At 71.5% G+C, this 12998-nt stretch carries 16 protein-coding genes and 1 pseudogene; 12 read left to right on the top strand and 5 right to left on the bottom strand.

The genetic code is table 11. The annotated features are described in order from the left end of the window. Window positions 1–22 precede the first annotated feature (22 nt). Window positions 23–1201: an NAD(P)/FAD-dependent oxidoreductase gene (locus ACIQWX_RS13380; protein ID WP_400869028.1), complete on the bottom strand. Its 1179-nt coding sequence runs from the start codon at window positions 1199–1201 to the stop codon at window positions 23–25. Window positions 1202–1281: 80 nt separating this feature from the next. On the opposite strand from ACIQWX_RS13380, the gene ACIQWX_RS13375 reads away from it, so the two are divergent. The 8 genes from ACIQWX_RS13375 to ACIQWX_RS13340 all read left to right on the top strand — a co-directional run bounded on the left by ACIQWX_RS13375 (window position 1282) and on the right by ACIQWX_RS13340 (window position 7476). Continuing rightward, the gene (locus ACIQWX_RS13375; RefSeq protein ID WP_400869026.1) at window positions 1282–2646 is read left to right on the top strand and encodes a wax ester/triacylglycerol synthase family O-acyltransferase; all 1365 of its coding nucleotides are present in this window, start codon (window positions 1282–1284) and stop codon (window positions 2644–2646) included. A 114-nt stretch (window positions 2647–2760) separates the two neighbouring features. Next, window positions 2761–2856, top strand: a complete 96-nt coding sequence (pqqA, locus tag ACIQWX_RS13370) for a pyrroloquinoline quinone precursor peptide PqqA (protein WP_086670354.1) — start codon at window positions 2761–2763, stop codon at window positions 2854–2856. A gap of 3 nt (window positions 2857–2859) precedes the next feature. Beyond that, entirely contained in the window at window positions 2860–3549 is a 690-nt protein-coding gene (gene pqqC / locus ACIQWX_RS13365) for a pyrroloquinoline-quinone synthase PqqC (RefSeq protein ID WP_400869023.1), read from the top strand. After that, entirely contained in the window at window positions 3546–3812 is a 267-nt protein-coding gene (gene pqqD / locus ACIQWX_RS13360; RefSeq protein ID WP_400869021.1) for a pyrroloquinoline quinone biosynthesis peptide chaperone PqqD, read from the top strand. Before pqqC ends, pqqD begins: the two co-directional genes overlap by 4 nt. Beyond that, window positions 3803–4867: a pyrroloquinoline quinone biosynthesis protein PqqE gene (gene pqqE / locus ACIQWX_RS13355; protein WP_400869019.1), complete on the top strand. Its 1065-nt coding sequence runs from the start codon at window positions 3803–3805 to the stop codon at window positions 4865–4867. Before pqqD ends, pqqE begins: the two co-directional genes overlap by 10 nt. Continuing rightward, window positions 4864–5682 (top strand): pyrroloquinoline quinone biosynthesis protein PqqB, encoded by an 819-nt coding sequence (gene pqqB / locus ACIQWX_RS13350; protein ID WP_400869017.1) that lies wholly within the window; start codon window positions 4864–4866, stop codon window positions 5680–5682. Before pqqE ends, pqqB begins: the two co-directional genes overlap by 4 nt. A gap of 55 nt (window positions 5683–5737) precedes the next feature. After that, window positions 5738–6247 (top strand): ArsR/SmtB family transcription factor, encoded by a 510-nt coding sequence (locus tag ACIQWX_RS13345; protein WP_400869015.1) that lies wholly within the window; start codon window positions 5738–5740, stop codon window positions 6245–6247. After that, the gene (locus ACIQWX_RS13340) at window positions 6244–7476 is read left to right on the top strand and encodes an MFS transporter (protein ID WP_400869013.1); all 1233 of its coding nucleotides are present in this window, start codon (window positions 6244–6246) and stop codon (window positions 7474–7476) included. The genes ACIQWX_RS13345 and ACIQWX_RS13340 overlap by 4 nt, the downstream gene beginning before the upstream one ends. Here ACIQWX_RS13340 and ACIQWX_RS13335 read toward each other — a convergent pair. After that, window positions 7454–7906 carry a MaoC family dehydratase gene (locus tag ACIQWX_RS13335; protein ID WP_400869011.1) on the bottom strand — a complete coding sequence of 151 codons (453 nt, stop codon included), beginning with the start codon at window positions 7904–7906 and terminating at the stop codon, window positions 7454–7456. The two genes, ACIQWX_RS13340 and ACIQWX_RS13335, sit on opposite strands and share 23 nt — an antisense overlap. A 56-nt stretch (window positions 7907–7962) precedes the next feature. On the opposite strand from ACIQWX_RS13335, the pseudogene ACIQWX_RS13330 reads away from it, so the two are divergent. Further along, window positions 7963–8157: pseudogene (locus ACIQWX_RS13330) on the top strand (ArsR/SmtB family transcription factor); the annotation flags it as partial. A gap of 38 nt (window positions 8158–8195) precedes the next feature. Next, a complete protein-coding gene (locus ACIQWX_RS13325) occupies window positions 8196–8639 on the top strand; it encodes a hypothetical protein (protein ID WP_400869610.1) in 444 nt (147 codons plus the stop codon). 14 nt (window positions 8640–8653) lie between these two features. On the opposite strand, the gene ACIQWX_RS13320 is transcribed toward ACIQWX_RS13325, so the two are convergent. The 3 genes from ACIQWX_RS13320 to ACIQWX_RS13310 are packed head-to-tail and all read right to left on the bottom strand — an operon-like array spanning window position 8654 to window position 11347. Beyond that, complete coding sequence (locus tag ACIQWX_RS13320; protein WP_400869009.1) at window positions 8654–8911, bottom strand: hypothetical protein; 258 nt, start codon at window positions 8909–8911, stop codon at window positions 8654–8656. Window positions 8912–8969: 58 nt separating this feature from the next. Further along, on the bottom strand, window positions 8970–10352 hold the full coding sequence (locus tag ACIQWX_RS13315) for an amidase (protein ID WP_400869007.1): 1383 nt from the start codon (window positions 10350–10352) through the stop codon (window positions 8970–8972). Further along, the gene (locus ACIQWX_RS13310; RefSeq protein WP_400869005.1) at window positions 10349–11347 is read right to left on the bottom strand and encodes a D-2-hydroxyacid dehydrogenase; all 999 of its coding nucleotides are present in this window, start codon (window positions 11345–11347) and stop codon (window positions 10349–10351) included. The genes ACIQWX_RS13315 and ACIQWX_RS13310 overlap by 4 nt, the downstream gene beginning before the upstream one ends. Window positions 11348–11451: 104 nt before the next feature. Between ACIQWX_RS13310 and ACIQWX_RS13305 the strand changes: the two genes are divergently transcribed. Together ACIQWX_RS13305 and ACIQWX_RS13300 are read left to right on the top strand one after the other, a co-directional pair. After that, complete coding sequence (locus ACIQWX_RS13305; protein ID WP_400869003.1) at window positions 11452–12192, top strand: Asp/Glu/hydantoin racemase; 741 nt, start codon at window positions 11452–11454, stop codon at window positions 12190–12192. Between the two features lie 59 nt (window positions 12193–12251). Further along, the gene (locus ACIQWX_RS13300; protein ID WP_400869001.1) at window positions 12252–12998 is read left to right on the top strand and encodes a maleate cis-trans isomerase; all 747 of its coding nucleotides are present in this window, start codon (window positions 12252–12254) and stop codon (window positions 12996–12998) included.

The following is a 12998-nucleotide window of genomic DNA, read 5'->3' as shown; positions in this document are numbered from 1 at the left end:
TCAACGATCTGGCAATCAGCCCCTAGACGATGTGCCGCTCCGCCGGTGCGGTATCGGCGCGGCCGAAGCGCCGGACGTCCAGCTCGGTGATGTCCACCGAAGCCGGTCTGCCCAGGTAGAGGTCCCGGATCAGCTCGCCGGTCGCCGGGGCCATCTGGAAGCCGTGGCCCGAAAAGCCGGTCGCGTAGAAGAACCGTGACAGCAGGACGCTTTCCCCGATGATCTGGTTGCGGTCCGGCGTCATTTCGTACAGGCCGGCCCACGCCGTCCGGACGCCGGCGTCGAGCACGGCCGGAATCCGGCGCCCCGCGAGTCCGGCCAGCCGCGGCAGCCACTCGCCCGCTTCGTAGTGGCCGTCGAACCCCGGGAAGCCGTCGTCCTCGGAGAACGACATCGCCAGACCCGCGCCTTCGCGGTGGAAGTAGAACGCCGACGGCAGCTCGATGGTCAGCGGGACGCGCTCCGGCAGCCCGGGCACCGGGCCGGTGAACACGACCTGCCGCCGGAACGGCCGCACCGGGAGATCCAGTCCGGCCAGCTCCCCGATGCGTCCGGACCACGCGCCCGCCGCGCACACGACCGCGCCGGTCCGGACGAACCCCTCGGTCGTATCAACGCCGGTCAACGTGTCGCCGTCGCGCTCGATGCCCGTCACCTCGACGCCGGTGCGCAGCGTCGCTCCGCACGCCCGCGCCGCACGCGCGTACCCGCGGACGACCGCGTCCGGCGTCGCCTTCGCATCGTCCGGGGACCACAGTGCGGCGACGATCCCGTCCGTCTCTATCAGTGGTAGAACATCTCGCGCTTCCGCCGGATCGAGCAGGTGGCTGCGGACGCCGTACTCGCGTTGCAGCTCCGCGCACTGCCCGATCGCGGTGACGTCCGCCGGATCGGTGAGCAGGTACAGGTAACCGTCGCGGCGGAAGTCGATCTGCGTGCCGAACCGCTCCGAGAAAGCGCTGTATCCCTCGAGCCCGCGGAGTCCCAGCTCGACGTTCACGCGGCTGGTGAACGACGACCGGATCCCGCCCGCGGCCTTCGCCGTCGAGCCTTCGCCCAGCCCGCCGCGTTCCAGCAGCAGGACGTCGACGCCGGCTTCCGCCAAGCGGAACGCGCAGCTCACGCCGATCACACCGCCGCCGATCACGACGCACTCGGCCATCGGTGGCAACGACGTTTCCCGGGCGCCGGCGACGGTCATACTCGCCAATGTAGAACGTGATCCACCGGCGGCCGCCGAGCGCGTAGAGTCGGCGTGCCGAGTGCGGAAGGTGATGTCCCATGGCGATGATGCCCGTGACCGACTCGATGTTCCTCCTCGTCGAAACGCGCGAGCATCCGATGCACGTGGGCGGCCTGCAGCTGTTCAAGAAACCCGATGGCGCCGGACCCGAGTACCTGCGCGACATCCGCAAGAACCTGCTCGAATCGGACAACATGCGCTCGGTGTTCCGGCGCCGCCCGGCCCGGCCCGTCAACACGATGGGGCACGTGGCCTGGCGCGCGGAGACCGACCTCGAGCTCGACTACCACTTCCGGCACTCCGCGCTGCCGTCGCCGGGCCGCATCCGCGAACTGCTCGAACTGACGTCCCGCTGGCACAGCACCCTGCTCGACCGGCACCGCCCGCTCTGGGAGACGCACCTCATCGAGGGGCTCGCCGACGGCCGGTTCGCCGTCTACACCAAGGTCCACCACGCGCTGATGGACGGTGTATCGGCGCTGCGCCAGCTGCAGGGCACGCTCTCGGACGACCCCGCGGATCTCGACTGCCCGCCGTGGTGGGGCAGCCGGCGCAAGGCGGGCGAAGGCCGCGTCAAGCGTCCTCGCTCGTTCCTGCAGACCGCGAGCAAGACCGCCAACCAGCTCGCGAGCCTGGCGCCGGCCGCGATGAAGGTCGCGCGCGAAGCGTTCGGTGAACACACGTTGACGCTGCCCGGGCAGGCGCCGCGGACGATGCTGAACGTGCCGATCGGCGGCGCGCGGCGGTTCGCGGCGCAGTCGTGGTCGCTCGACCGCGTCCGGCAGGTCGCGACGGCGGCCGGGGTGTCGCGCAACGACGTCGTGCTCGCGATGTGTTCGGGCGCGCTGCGGGACTACCTCATCGAGCAGCGCGCGCTGCCGGACGCGCCGCTGATCGCGATGGTGCCGGTGTCGCTGCGCCGGCAGAACGACCCGGGCGAAGCGGCCGGCAACAACATCGGCGCACTGCTGTGCAACCTCGCCACCGACCTGCCCGACGCGGGCAAGCGGCTCGTGACGATCCACCAGTCGATGCGCAACGGCAAGCGGCTGTTCTCGGAGCTGACGCCGTTGCAGACGCTGCTGTTGTCGGCGGTCAACGTCGCACAGCTCGGCGTTTCGCCGATCCCGGGGATCGTGAACAACACGCGGCCGCCGTTCAACCTGGTGATCTCGAACGTGCCGGGGCCGCGCAAGCAGATGTACTGGAACGGCGCGCAGCTCGACGGCATCTACCCGGCGTCGGTGCTGCTCGACGGCCAGGCCGTCAACATCACGCTGACCAGCAACGGCGACCACCTCGACTTCGGCGTCACCGGGTGCCGCCGCAGCGTTCCGCACCTGCAGCGGATCCTGACACACCTCGACACAGCCTTGGTGGAACTCGAAGCTGCGGTAAGGTAACCCGCTCACCGACACGCCCGCTCCCCCATCGGAAGGAATCTTTCCGAACCGGCTGGTCAGTCGCGTCCACACGCTCCTAGGGTGGCGGCGATCAGTCCCGGAGAGGAGCAGGAAATGACCGAATCCGTTGAGGTGTGGACGACTCCCGACTTCGTCGAGTACGAAACCCCCATGGAGGTCACCGCCTACGCGGCCCGCATGGCGGACTGACCGGTGCCCGTCGAGCCGCTCGCGGAAAGCGCATTCATCGCGGCCCTGCGCGGGCTTTCGGCCCGCTACTGGGGCACGCACCCGTTCCACCACCGGCTGCACGCGGGCGAGCTCGACGCGCACGGGCTGCGGACCTGGGCGGCCAACCGCTGGTACTACCAGAGCATGCTGCCGCAGAAGGACGCGGCGATCATCAGCAACTGCCCGCTGCCGGAGATCCGGCGCCAGTGGCTCGACCGGATCGTTTACCACGACGGAGCGCACGCCGGCGCCGGCGGGATCGAGCGGTGGCTGCGGCTGTGCGAGGCGGTCGGCCTGGACCGGGACGAGGTGCTCGACGAGCGGCACGTCGCTCCCGGCGTCCGGTTCGCCGTCGACGCCTACGTGACGCTCGCGCGGACGAAGCCGTGGTGGGAGGCCGTTGCGTCCGGGCTCACCGAGATGTTCGCCGGGCACCTGATGCAGCAGCGCGTCGCGGACATGCTCGCGCACTACTCCTTTATCGCGCCCGAAGACCTCGCGTATTTCACCAACCGCATCGACAAGGTCTCCGGCGAGGGCAAGGACACGCTCGACATCGTGGTCCGCCACTGCGTCACGCGGGAGCAGCAGGACCGCGCGATCGCCGCGCTGTCGTTCAAGTGCGACGTCCTGTGGTCGATGCTCGACGCGGTCGAACGGGCGGCGCGGTGATCACCGCAGGCTCGGTCCCGCAGCTCCGGCGCGGTGTCCGGCTGTCCTTCGACCACGTCCGGGAGACGCACGTGCTGCTGTTCCCCGAAGGCGTGCTGGTGCCGAACACCACCGCGGCGGCGGTCCTCGAACTCTGCGACGGTGCCCGGACCGTCACCGACATCGCCTCGGTGCTGGGCACCCGCTTCACCGGGGTCCGGGAGCAGGACGTCCTCGACGTGCTGGCCCGGCTGGGCGAAAGGCGGGTGGTCGCGTGGACGTGAACCCGCCGCTCGGGCTGCTGGCCGAGCTGACCCACCGCTGCCCGCTGCACTGTCCCTATTGCTCGAACCCGGTGGAACTGGTCACCCGCGACGCCGAACTGTCCACAGCGGACTGGATTTCGGTGCTCTCGCAAGCGCGCGAACTGGGCGTGCTGCAGGTGCACCTGTCCGGCGGCGAGCCGCTGGCCCGGCCGGACCTGCCCGAGCTGGTGGCACACGCGAGTTCGCTCGGCTGCTACGTCAACCTCGTCACCTCCGGGCTCGGGCTCACCGCCGCCCGGCTCGACGACCTCGTCTCGCGGGGGCTGGCGCACGTCCAGCTGTCGGCGCAGGGTGCGACGCGGGAGCGGTCCGACCTGCTGGCCGGCGCGCGGGCGTTCGACCACAAGCTCGCCGCGGCCGCCTCGGTGAAGTCGGCCGGGCTGCCGCTGTCGCTGAACGTCGTGCTGCACCGCCGCAACCACGACCAGCTGGCCGGGATCATCGAGCTGGCCGAGCGGATGGGCGCGGACCGGCTCGAGCTGGCGAACACCCAGTACTACGGCTGGGCGCTGCGCAACCGGGCGGCGCTGATGCCGACTCCCGAGCAGCTCGCGGCGGCGGAACCGATCGTGCGTGCGGCGGTTTCGCGGTTGCGGGGCACGATGGAGATCGTCTACGTCGTCGCCGACTACTACGAGCCGTACCCGAAACCGTGCATGTACGGGTGGGGCGCACGGCAGCTGACCGTCGCGCCGGACGGGACGGTGCTGCCGTGCCCGGCGGCGTCGGCGATTTCGACGCTGCGGCTTTCCTCCGTCCGGGACACGCCCTTGGCCGAGATCTGGTACCGGTCCGAGTCGTTCAACGCCTACCGCGGCGAGGACTGGATGTCGGAGCCGTGCCGCACGTGCGACCGCCGCGGGCTCGACTTCGGCGGCTGTCGCTGCCAGGCGTTCCTGCTCACCGGCGACGCGGCGGCGACGGACCCGGTGTGCTCGCGGTCTCCAGAGCGTCCGGTGGTCGACCTCGTGCTGTCGCAGCCTCCGGCCGCCGATCTGGTGATGCGCCGGTGAAGGTGATCCTGCTCGGCACCGCGGCGGGCGGCGGGTGTCCACAGTGGAACTGCGCGTGCCGCCTGTGCACGTCCGGGCTGCCGCCGCGCTCGCAGGACTGCGTCGCGATCAGCGCGGACGGCGCCGGCTGGTACCTGCTCAACTGCTCCCCGGACATCCGCGCACAGATCCTCGGGACGCCGGAGCTGCGGGCCGGCCCGGGCCCGCGGGAGATCCCGCTGCGCGGGGTACTGCTCACCGACGCCGAACTCGACCACTCGCTGGGCTTGCTGATGCTGCGTGAGGCCGGTGGGCTGCCGGTGCGGGCACCTTACGCTGTATGGCGCGCGCTGGCGCCGTTCCGCTCGATAGCCGACGGCTACGGCGGCTGGACGTCACTCTCGGACCTGCCCGGGCTGCACGTCGACGTGCTGCCGGTGAGCGACAAGAAGCCGAAGTACGCGGCCGCCGGGGACGGTCCGTGGGTGGTCGCCTACCGGATCACGGACCTCGCGACCGGCGGTGTCCTGGTCTACGCACCGTGCCTGAAGAGCTGGCCGGCCGGATTTGATTCCTTTGTGGACGGTGCGTCACTGGTTCTGCTCGACGGAACCTTCTACGCGCCGGACGAGATGGCGGGGGTCGGCGGGCCGGACCAGCTCGCGATGGGGCACCTGCCGATCACGGCGAGCCTGCCGCGGATCGCGGGGCGGCGCTGGGCGTACACGCACCTCAACAACACGAACCCGGTGCTGGACCCGGCGTCACCCGAGCACGCCGCCGTCCTGGCGGCCGGCGCCCAGCTGCCCCCGGACGGCACGTCGTACGTGCTCTGACCGCGACTCCCAGAACCCCCAAATAACTCTTTGACGGTCATGCCAGACTGACGTCATGCCCCACGACAACCTGCGCGTTCTGGCGCACCCGCTCCGCATGCGGATCCTGTCGCTGTTGACGGGGACCGCCCTGAGTGCGGCCGAAGCGGCGCGCGAGCTGGACGACACGCAGGCGAACATCAGCTACCACATCCGTCGTCTGCACGAAGCGGGCCTGCTGGAGGTGGCCGAGGAGGTGACGATCCGCGGCGGCCGGGCGAAGCGCTACCGCCACGACCCGGACTCGGGGCGCCGCCTGACCACCCGATCACCGATAGAGAACCAGATGCTGACGCAGGCGATCGCGACGGAGCTGCTCCGGCGCGCCGGACAGCGCGCCCCGGACCGTCGTGCCTCGCTGACGGACGCGGAGCTGTGGGTGGACCCGGCCGTGTGGGCGCGGGTGCTGGAGCAAGCCTCGGCGCTGAGCCAGGAACTCCACGCGGCGGCCCAGCCACCGCGAACGCCGGGGACGGTCCGGGTCAGCGCGAGTGTGGCACTCTTCGAACTGGGGGAATCCAGATGAACACCTCCCTGCTCGCCCCGCTTCGCGAAGCCCGGTTCCGCGCGCTCGTCACCGGGCGGACCTTCGCCGACTTCGCCAACGCCGTCGCTCCCTTCGCGCTCGCCTTCGCCGTCGTCGATCTGACCGGTTCGGCCGTCGACCTCGGGATCGTCGTCGGAGCACGGTCGATCGCCAACGTGCTGCTCGTGCTCTTCGGCGGGATGCTCGCCGACCGGTTGCCGCGGTCGGTCATCCTGCAGGGCACCGAGACCGCCGCCGCGCTCACGCAGGCCGCCATCGCCGCCAGTGTCCTCTGTGGATTCGCCTCGATCCCGCTGCTGGTCGGGCTCAGCCTGGTCAACGGCGCCGTCTCGGCCATCTCGCTGCCCGCGGCCGCGTCGCTCACGCCGTTGACCGTGCCCGCGCCGCTGCTCGCCCAGGCGAACGCGCTGGTCCGGCTGCTCTCCAACGCCGGCCGCATCGCCGGCGCGGGCCTCGCCGGCGTCCTCGTCGCCTTCGCCGGCTCCGGGTGGGCGCTCGCCGGCAACGCCGTCCTGTTCCTCGCGGCCGCCGTCTCCTACCGCCGCATCCACCTGCCGCGTGGCGAACGGATCCCCGGCAGCCGCCCGCTCGCCGAGCTCGCCGAAGGCTGGCGCGAGTTCCGCTCCCGGTCGTGGGTGTGGCTGGTCGTGCTGCAGTTCATGATCGTCAACGCGGTCAACGCGGGCGCTCTACTGGTGATCGGGCCGCTGGTCGCCGACGACACGTTCGGCCGCACCGGCTGGGGCCTCGCGCTGGCGGTGCAGACCGCCGGGTCGCTGCTCGGCGGTGTCGTCGCGGCACGCTGGCAACCCCGCCGGATGCTGCTGATCGGCGTCGCACTGGTGGTGGTCGACGCCCTGCCGATGCTGGCGCTCGGCCTTACGCCGTACGTCCTGCCGCTGCTGTTCGCGATGTTCCTGTCGGGCGTCGCGATCGAGCAGTTCGCGGTGGCGTGGGACGTCTCGCTGCAGGAGAACGTGCCGCCGGAGAAGCTCGCCCGCGTCTACTCCTACGACATGCTGGGCTCGTTCGTCGCGATGCCGCTCGGCCAGATCGCCGCCGGCCCGCTCGCCGAACACGCCGGCCGGTCGGCCACGCTGGTCGGCGCCGCGGCGCTGGTCGTCGCCGCGACGGCGGTCGTCCTGCTCAACCCGCAGATCCGCGGGCTGGTCCGCCACGCGCCGGTCAGCCCGGGCGCACCAGGATGAGGTTCAGCAAGCTGGCGCTGAAGACGACGTCGTCCCCGGCGTCGACGAGCTCGACGTGCGTGCGCACCAGCCCCCGGTCCGGCTTCGACCGCGAGAGCCGGGCCTCGGTGACGGTGGCCCGCAGCCGCAGCACCGACCCGGGCCGCACCGGCCGTGGCCAGCGCAGCTCGTCGACGCCCGGGCTGCCCAAGCTGGACACGGCGGACAGGTAGTGGTCGGCGAAGAGGCGCATCATCAGGCTCGCGGTGTGCCAGCCGCTGGCGATCAGCCCGCCGAAGGGCCCGTCCGCCGCGGCGGCGGCGTCGACGTGGAAGCTCTGCGGGTCGTAGCGGCGGGCGAAGCCGAGGACGTCGGCCTCGGTCACCTCGACGCTGCCGCAGTCGTGGGTGACGCCGGGGACGTAGTCCTCGAAGTAGCGATCGCTGGTCATGGCCGCAGGGTGCCACAGAAACACTTCGATCCGGAGCGAACGGTTAGGCTGCCGGCATGGTCGCCGAGCCCGACATCGCCGCGGTCGCCCAGGCGATCGGCGAACCGGCCCGGGCGGCGATGCTCCTGCAGCTGATGGACGGCGGCGCGCATTCCGCCCGCGCGCTGGCCACGGTCGCCGGAGTCGCACCCTCCACGGCGAGCACGCACCTGCGCCGCCTGTGCGACGCGGGCCTGGTCGTCGCGACCGACGCGGGGCGACGGCGGTTGCACGCCTCGCGGGACCGGAGGTGGCCCAGCTCGTGGAAGCACTGGCGGCGCTCGCCCCGCCCCGGCTGCCGTCCCGGCTCCAGCCCGAACCGCCGTCGGGACCGTTGCTGCGAGCCCGGGCGTGCTACGGGCACCTGGCCGGCCGGCTGGGCATCGATCTGGCGGAACTGCTGCGCAAGGACGGCGTGGTCGGCGAGCTGGCCCCCGGCGAGACCGGCGAGGTGCGCACCCTCGACCACCCGCTGCTGACGGCGCTCGGGATCATGGAGCTGCGCGGCGCCGGACCGCCGGTGCGCGCGTGTCTCGACTGGTCGCACGGGACCGCGCACCTCGCGGGGGTCTTGGGGTCCGCGTTGCTGACGGCGTTGCTCGACGAAGGGTGGCTACGCCGCCGGCCGGGCGGACGCGCGTTGCGCGTGACGGAGGCAGGGCGTCGAGGACTCGCCGAGTACGACCTCGGCTGAGCCCGCGCCCGGGTTCACCGACCCACCCGGAATTCCGGGGTCCGGTCGCGGTGGCCGTCCAGGCGCCACCAGCTCTCCAGCGTCTCCCGCAGCACCTTCAACAGCTCGCCGCCCGTCTCCAGGGGGACCAGCGCCGGTTTGCCGTCGTCCACCCGGAGGGCCGCCGTCAGCCGGTCGCCCTGCTCGATCAGGCCCACCACCAGCCGGGTCGGTTCACCCGCCGGGTCGACGGTCGGGATGACGCGCTCGTACCGCCAGCCTTCAGCCTTCACCCGGCCGAGGTTGGCACAGCCTTCGCCGCCCCGGCACGGGTTTCACCCTCACGTGTGGTCAGGCCGGCGCCCAGGGCCGGACTTCCTCCAGGAGCTTCGCCACCGCGAGCACGAGGTCGTCCGAATGCCGCGGCCCGACGATCTGCAGGCCGACCGGCAAGCCCGCTGACGTGCGACCGGCCGGGACGCTGATCGCCGGCTGCTGGGTCATGTTGAACGGGTACGTGAACGGCGTCCACTCCGGCCACTCGCTCAGCCCGCTGCCCGGCGGCACGTCGTGTCCCGCTTCGAACGCCGGGATCGGGACCGTCGGCGTGATCAGCACGTCGTAGCGCGTGTGGAACTCGCCCATCAGGATGCCCAGCGCGGCGCGCTCGGCAGTCGCGTCGAGGTAGTCGCTCGCGCTCCACTTCCCGCCGAGCTCCCAGACCTTGCGCAGCCCCGGGTCCGTCCGCTCTTCCGACCCCGGCGGGAACGTGCCGAGCAGCTTCGCCGCGCCCGACGACCACAGGATGTCGAACGCCGGCTTCGGGTCGGCGAACCCGGGGTCGGTCTCCTCGATGCGCAGGCCCGCGTCGCCCAGTGCGCGCACCGCCGCCGCGACGACCTCGGCCACCTCCGGGTCGACGTCGACGTACCCGAGCGTCGGCGAGAACGCGGCGATCAGGCCGCGCACGTCCCGCCGGACGGCCTCGCGGAACGACGCCACCGGCGGCGCCAGCGCGGCCGGGTCGCGGTGGTCGGGCAGCGACAGGACGTCCAGCAGCAGCGCGGTGTCGTCCACCGAGCGCGCCATCGGGCCGGCGTGCGAGAGCGGGCCGAACGGGCTCGCCGGGTAGAGCGGGATGCGGCCGTGCGTCGGTTTCATCCCGACGATCCCGCAGAACGACGCCGGGATCCGCACCGAGCCGCCGCCGTCGGTGCCGACGGACAGCTCGCCCATCCCCGCCGCGACGGCCGCGGCGCTGCCGCCGCTCGACCCGCCCGCCGTCTTCGACGGGTCGGCGGGGTTGCGCGTGATGCCCTGCAATGGGCTGTCGGTGACGCCCTTCCACGCGATCTCGGGCGTGGTCGTCTTACCGAGTAAGACCAGCCCGGCCTCGCGCATTCGCGCGGCGACGGGACTGTCGACGTCCCACGGCTGGTCCGGGCTGATGCTCTTCGAGCCGCGGACGGTCGGCCACCCCTGGGTCAGGAACATGTCCTTGATCGAGGACGGCACGCCGTCGAGCCAGCCGATGGGATTGCCGTCCCGCCAGCGGACCTCCGACGCCTTGGCCTGCTCCAGCGCCCGGTCGGCGTCGACGAGGCAGTACGCGTTGCAGTCGCCGTCGCGGGCTTCGATGGCCTGCAGTGCGTTCTGCGTCGCCTCTATCGGTGATAGCTCACCGGTCGCGTAGGCGGCGACGAGCTCGCTGGCGGTCAGCATCCTGTCGTTCATCCGGCTCCCTGGTTCCCCGACGGCACGTAGCCGAGCGTCTTGTCGACGACGTTGCGCAGCGGCTCCCCAGCCTGCCAGCGGCGGAAGTTCTCGGTGAAGACTTCGACCAGCGTGTTCCGCCAGCCGATGAAGTCGCCGGACATGTGCGGTGAGACCAGCACGTCCGGCATGGTCCAAAGCGGACTGTCCGGCGGCAGGGGCTCGGTGTCGAACACGTCGAGCGCGGCGCCGGCGATGGCCTTGCTTTCGAGCGCCGCGACCAGGTCGGACGTGACGACCAGCTCGCCGCGGCCGACGTTCACGAACCGCGCCGACGGTTTCATCGCGGCGAACGCGCGCGCGTCGAACATGCCCTTGGTGTGCTCGGTCAGCGGCGCGACGGCGACGACGTAGTCGGCGTGCGGCAGGAACTCCGCGAGCCGCGAGGACTCGTGCACCACACCGAAGTCGGGATCGCCCGTGCGCTCGCGACGCCCGGCGCCGCGCACCCGCATCCCGGCCGCGCGCAGCAGCCGCGCGATGGCCCGGCCGATCGGCCCGGTGCCGACGACCACCACCTCGCGCCCGGCGATCCGCTCGGTCTCGCGGTGCCGCCAGCGGCCCTCGCGCTGCAGGTCGTGCGACCGCGCGAAGTCCTTCGCGAAGGCCAGGACGACGCCGAGCACGTACTCGGCGATGGCGTCGTCGAAGACGCCCCGCGAATTGGTCAGGACGACGTCGCTCTCGACCAGTCCGGGGAACAGCACCGGGTCGACGCCCGCGCTCGCGATGTGCAGCCAGCGCAGGCGATCGGCCGCGTGCCACGCACCCGGCACGGCCGTGGAGAGGAAGTCGTAGACGAAGAGCGCGTCGGCTCCGGACAGCGCCTCGGCAAGGCCCGCCGCATCCGTGTAACGCACGACCGCCCCGGATTCGACAGCACGCATGTCCGGTGGACGGTGCTCGCCGCAGAGCACCGCCAGGACCGGAGCTTCCTGGTTTTCCGAGGCGATCACGTTGACACGGTAAAAGCGGCTCGTATGATTGTCAACAATCCGAGGAACGACCCCCGGAGCACCGGACGTGTCATCAAGTGCAGACGTATTCCGGAGGCTGAGCCTTGGATTTCGACTTCCTGGCGTTCGACGGCCCGCTGGCGCAACGCGGCATCGGGGTGATCGCGCCCTTCGACCTCGCGCTGGAACGCGAGCTCTGGCGCTGGGTGCCGATGGAGGTGTCCCTCCACCTCGCCCGGACGCCCTACGAGCCGGTGCCGGTCAGCATGGAGATGGCCCGGCTCGTCAGCGACAGCCACCACCTGGCCAGCGCGACGCGCGACGTGCTGCACGTCGAGCCCGAGGTCGTCGCGTACCTCTGCACGTCGGGCAGCTTCGTCAACGGCGTCGACTACGAACGTTCGCTGACCAAGGCGATCTGTGACGCCGGCGCGCCGGACGCCGTCACCACCTCGGGCGCGCTGGCCGAGGTGCTGCACCAGCTCGACCTGCACCGCGTCTCGGTGCTGACGCCGTACGACGCCGACCTGACCGTCGCGCTGCACGACTTCCTCGCCGAGCTCAACGTCGAGACCGTCGCCAGCGACCACCTCGGCCTGGGCGGCGGCATCTGGAAGGTCAGCTACCGCACCATCGCCGAGCGCATCCTCGCCGCCGACCACGGCGACGCCGAAGCGATCTTCGTCAGCTGCACCAACCTCCCCACGTACGACCTGATCGAGCCCTTGGAAACCGCGCTCGGCAAGCCGGTGCTGACGGCCAACCAGCTGACCATGTGGGCGTGCCTGCGCCGGATGAACCTGCCCATCGTCGGACCCGGGAAGTGGCTTCGTGACGTGTCGTGAAGGTATTCCTTGACCACCCCTCTAGGATTGTCGACAATTTGCGTCTCTCCGGAGGTTCCGTGACCACCATCGGTTTCATCTACCCCGACCACGCGGCCGAAGACGACTACCCGCTGGCCGAGCAGCTGCTCGGCGGCGCGGCGGCCGACGAGGGCGACATCCGGCTCGCGGTCGAGCACATCTACGGCACCGACAAGCACGCGGTGCCCGAACTGCTCGACCTCGGCAGCGAGAGCAGACTCGCCGACGGTGCCGCTCTGCTCAAGAAGCACGAGCCGGACGCCGTCATCTGGGCCTGCACGAGCGGCAGCTTCGTCTACGGCTGGGACGGCGCGCGCGACCAGGCCGACCGCCTCGCCGCCGTCGCCGGGGTCCCGGCCTCCAGCACCTCCTTCGCGTTCGTGCACGCCGCGCGTGCCCTGGACGTCAAACGGGTCGCCGTCGCCGCCAGCTACCCGGACGACATCGCCCGGCTGTTCGTGGACTTCCTCAAGGCCGGCGGCATCGAGGTCGTCTCGATGGCCAGCGCGGACATCATCACCGCCGCCGAGGTCGGTGCCCTGACCTCGGAAGCCGTCGTCGAGCTCGCCGTGCGCAACGACCACCCGGACGCCGACGCGGTGCTGGTGCCGGACACCGCGATGCGGACGCTCCAGGACATCAACATCATCGAAGCCGCGCTGAAGAAGCCCGTGCTGACCGCCAACCAGGTCACGGTGTGGGAGGGCCTGCGCCTGACCGGGCGGCACCGGCTCGTCCGCTCGCTCGGCGCGCTCTTCCGGCAACTGCCGGGCGGGAGCGCCTGA

The organism is Amycolatopsis sp. NPDC098790 (assembly GCF_044759945.1).
Lineage (GTDB): Bacteria > Actinomycetota > Actinomycetes > Mycobacteriales > Pseudonocardiaceae > Amycolatopsis.
Note: the sequence above shows the minus strand (reverse complement) of the source record. Positions and strands in the feature narration are given on the sequence as shown.

What these genes read in the sequence shown, in the direction of transcription:
- ACIQWX_RS13340 (WP_400869013.1), top strand. Translation starts at nt 6,244, where the DNA reads ATGAACACCTCCCTGCTCGCCCCGCTTCGCGAAGCCCGGTTCCGCGCG.
- ACIQWX_RS13335 (WP_400869011.1), bottom strand. Translation starts at nt 7,906, where the DNA reads ATGACCAGCGATCGCTACTTCGAGGACTACGTCCCCGGCGTCACCCAC.
- ACIQWX_RS13380 (WP_400869028.1), bottom strand. Translation starts at nt 1,201, where the DNA reads ATGACCGTCGCCGGCGCCCGGGAAACGTCGTTGCCACCGATGGCCGAG.
- ACIQWX_RS13315 (WP_400869007.1), bottom strand. Translation starts at nt 10,352, where the DNA reads ATGAACGACAGGATGCTGACCGCCAGCGAGCTCGTCGCCGCCTACGCG.
- ACIQWX_RS13345 (WP_400869015.1), top strand. Translation starts at nt 5,738, where the DNA reads ATGCCCCACGACAACCTGCGCGTTCTGGCGCACCCGCTCCGCATGCGG.
- ACIQWX_RS13375 (WP_400869026.1), top strand. Translation starts at nt 1,282, where the DNA reads ATGGCGATGATGCCCGTGACCGACTCGATGTTCCTCCTCGTCGAAACG.
- pqqA (WP_086670354.1), top strand. Translation starts at nt 2,761, where the DNA reads ATGACCGAATCCGTTGAGGTGTGGACGACTCCCGACTTCGTCGAGTAC.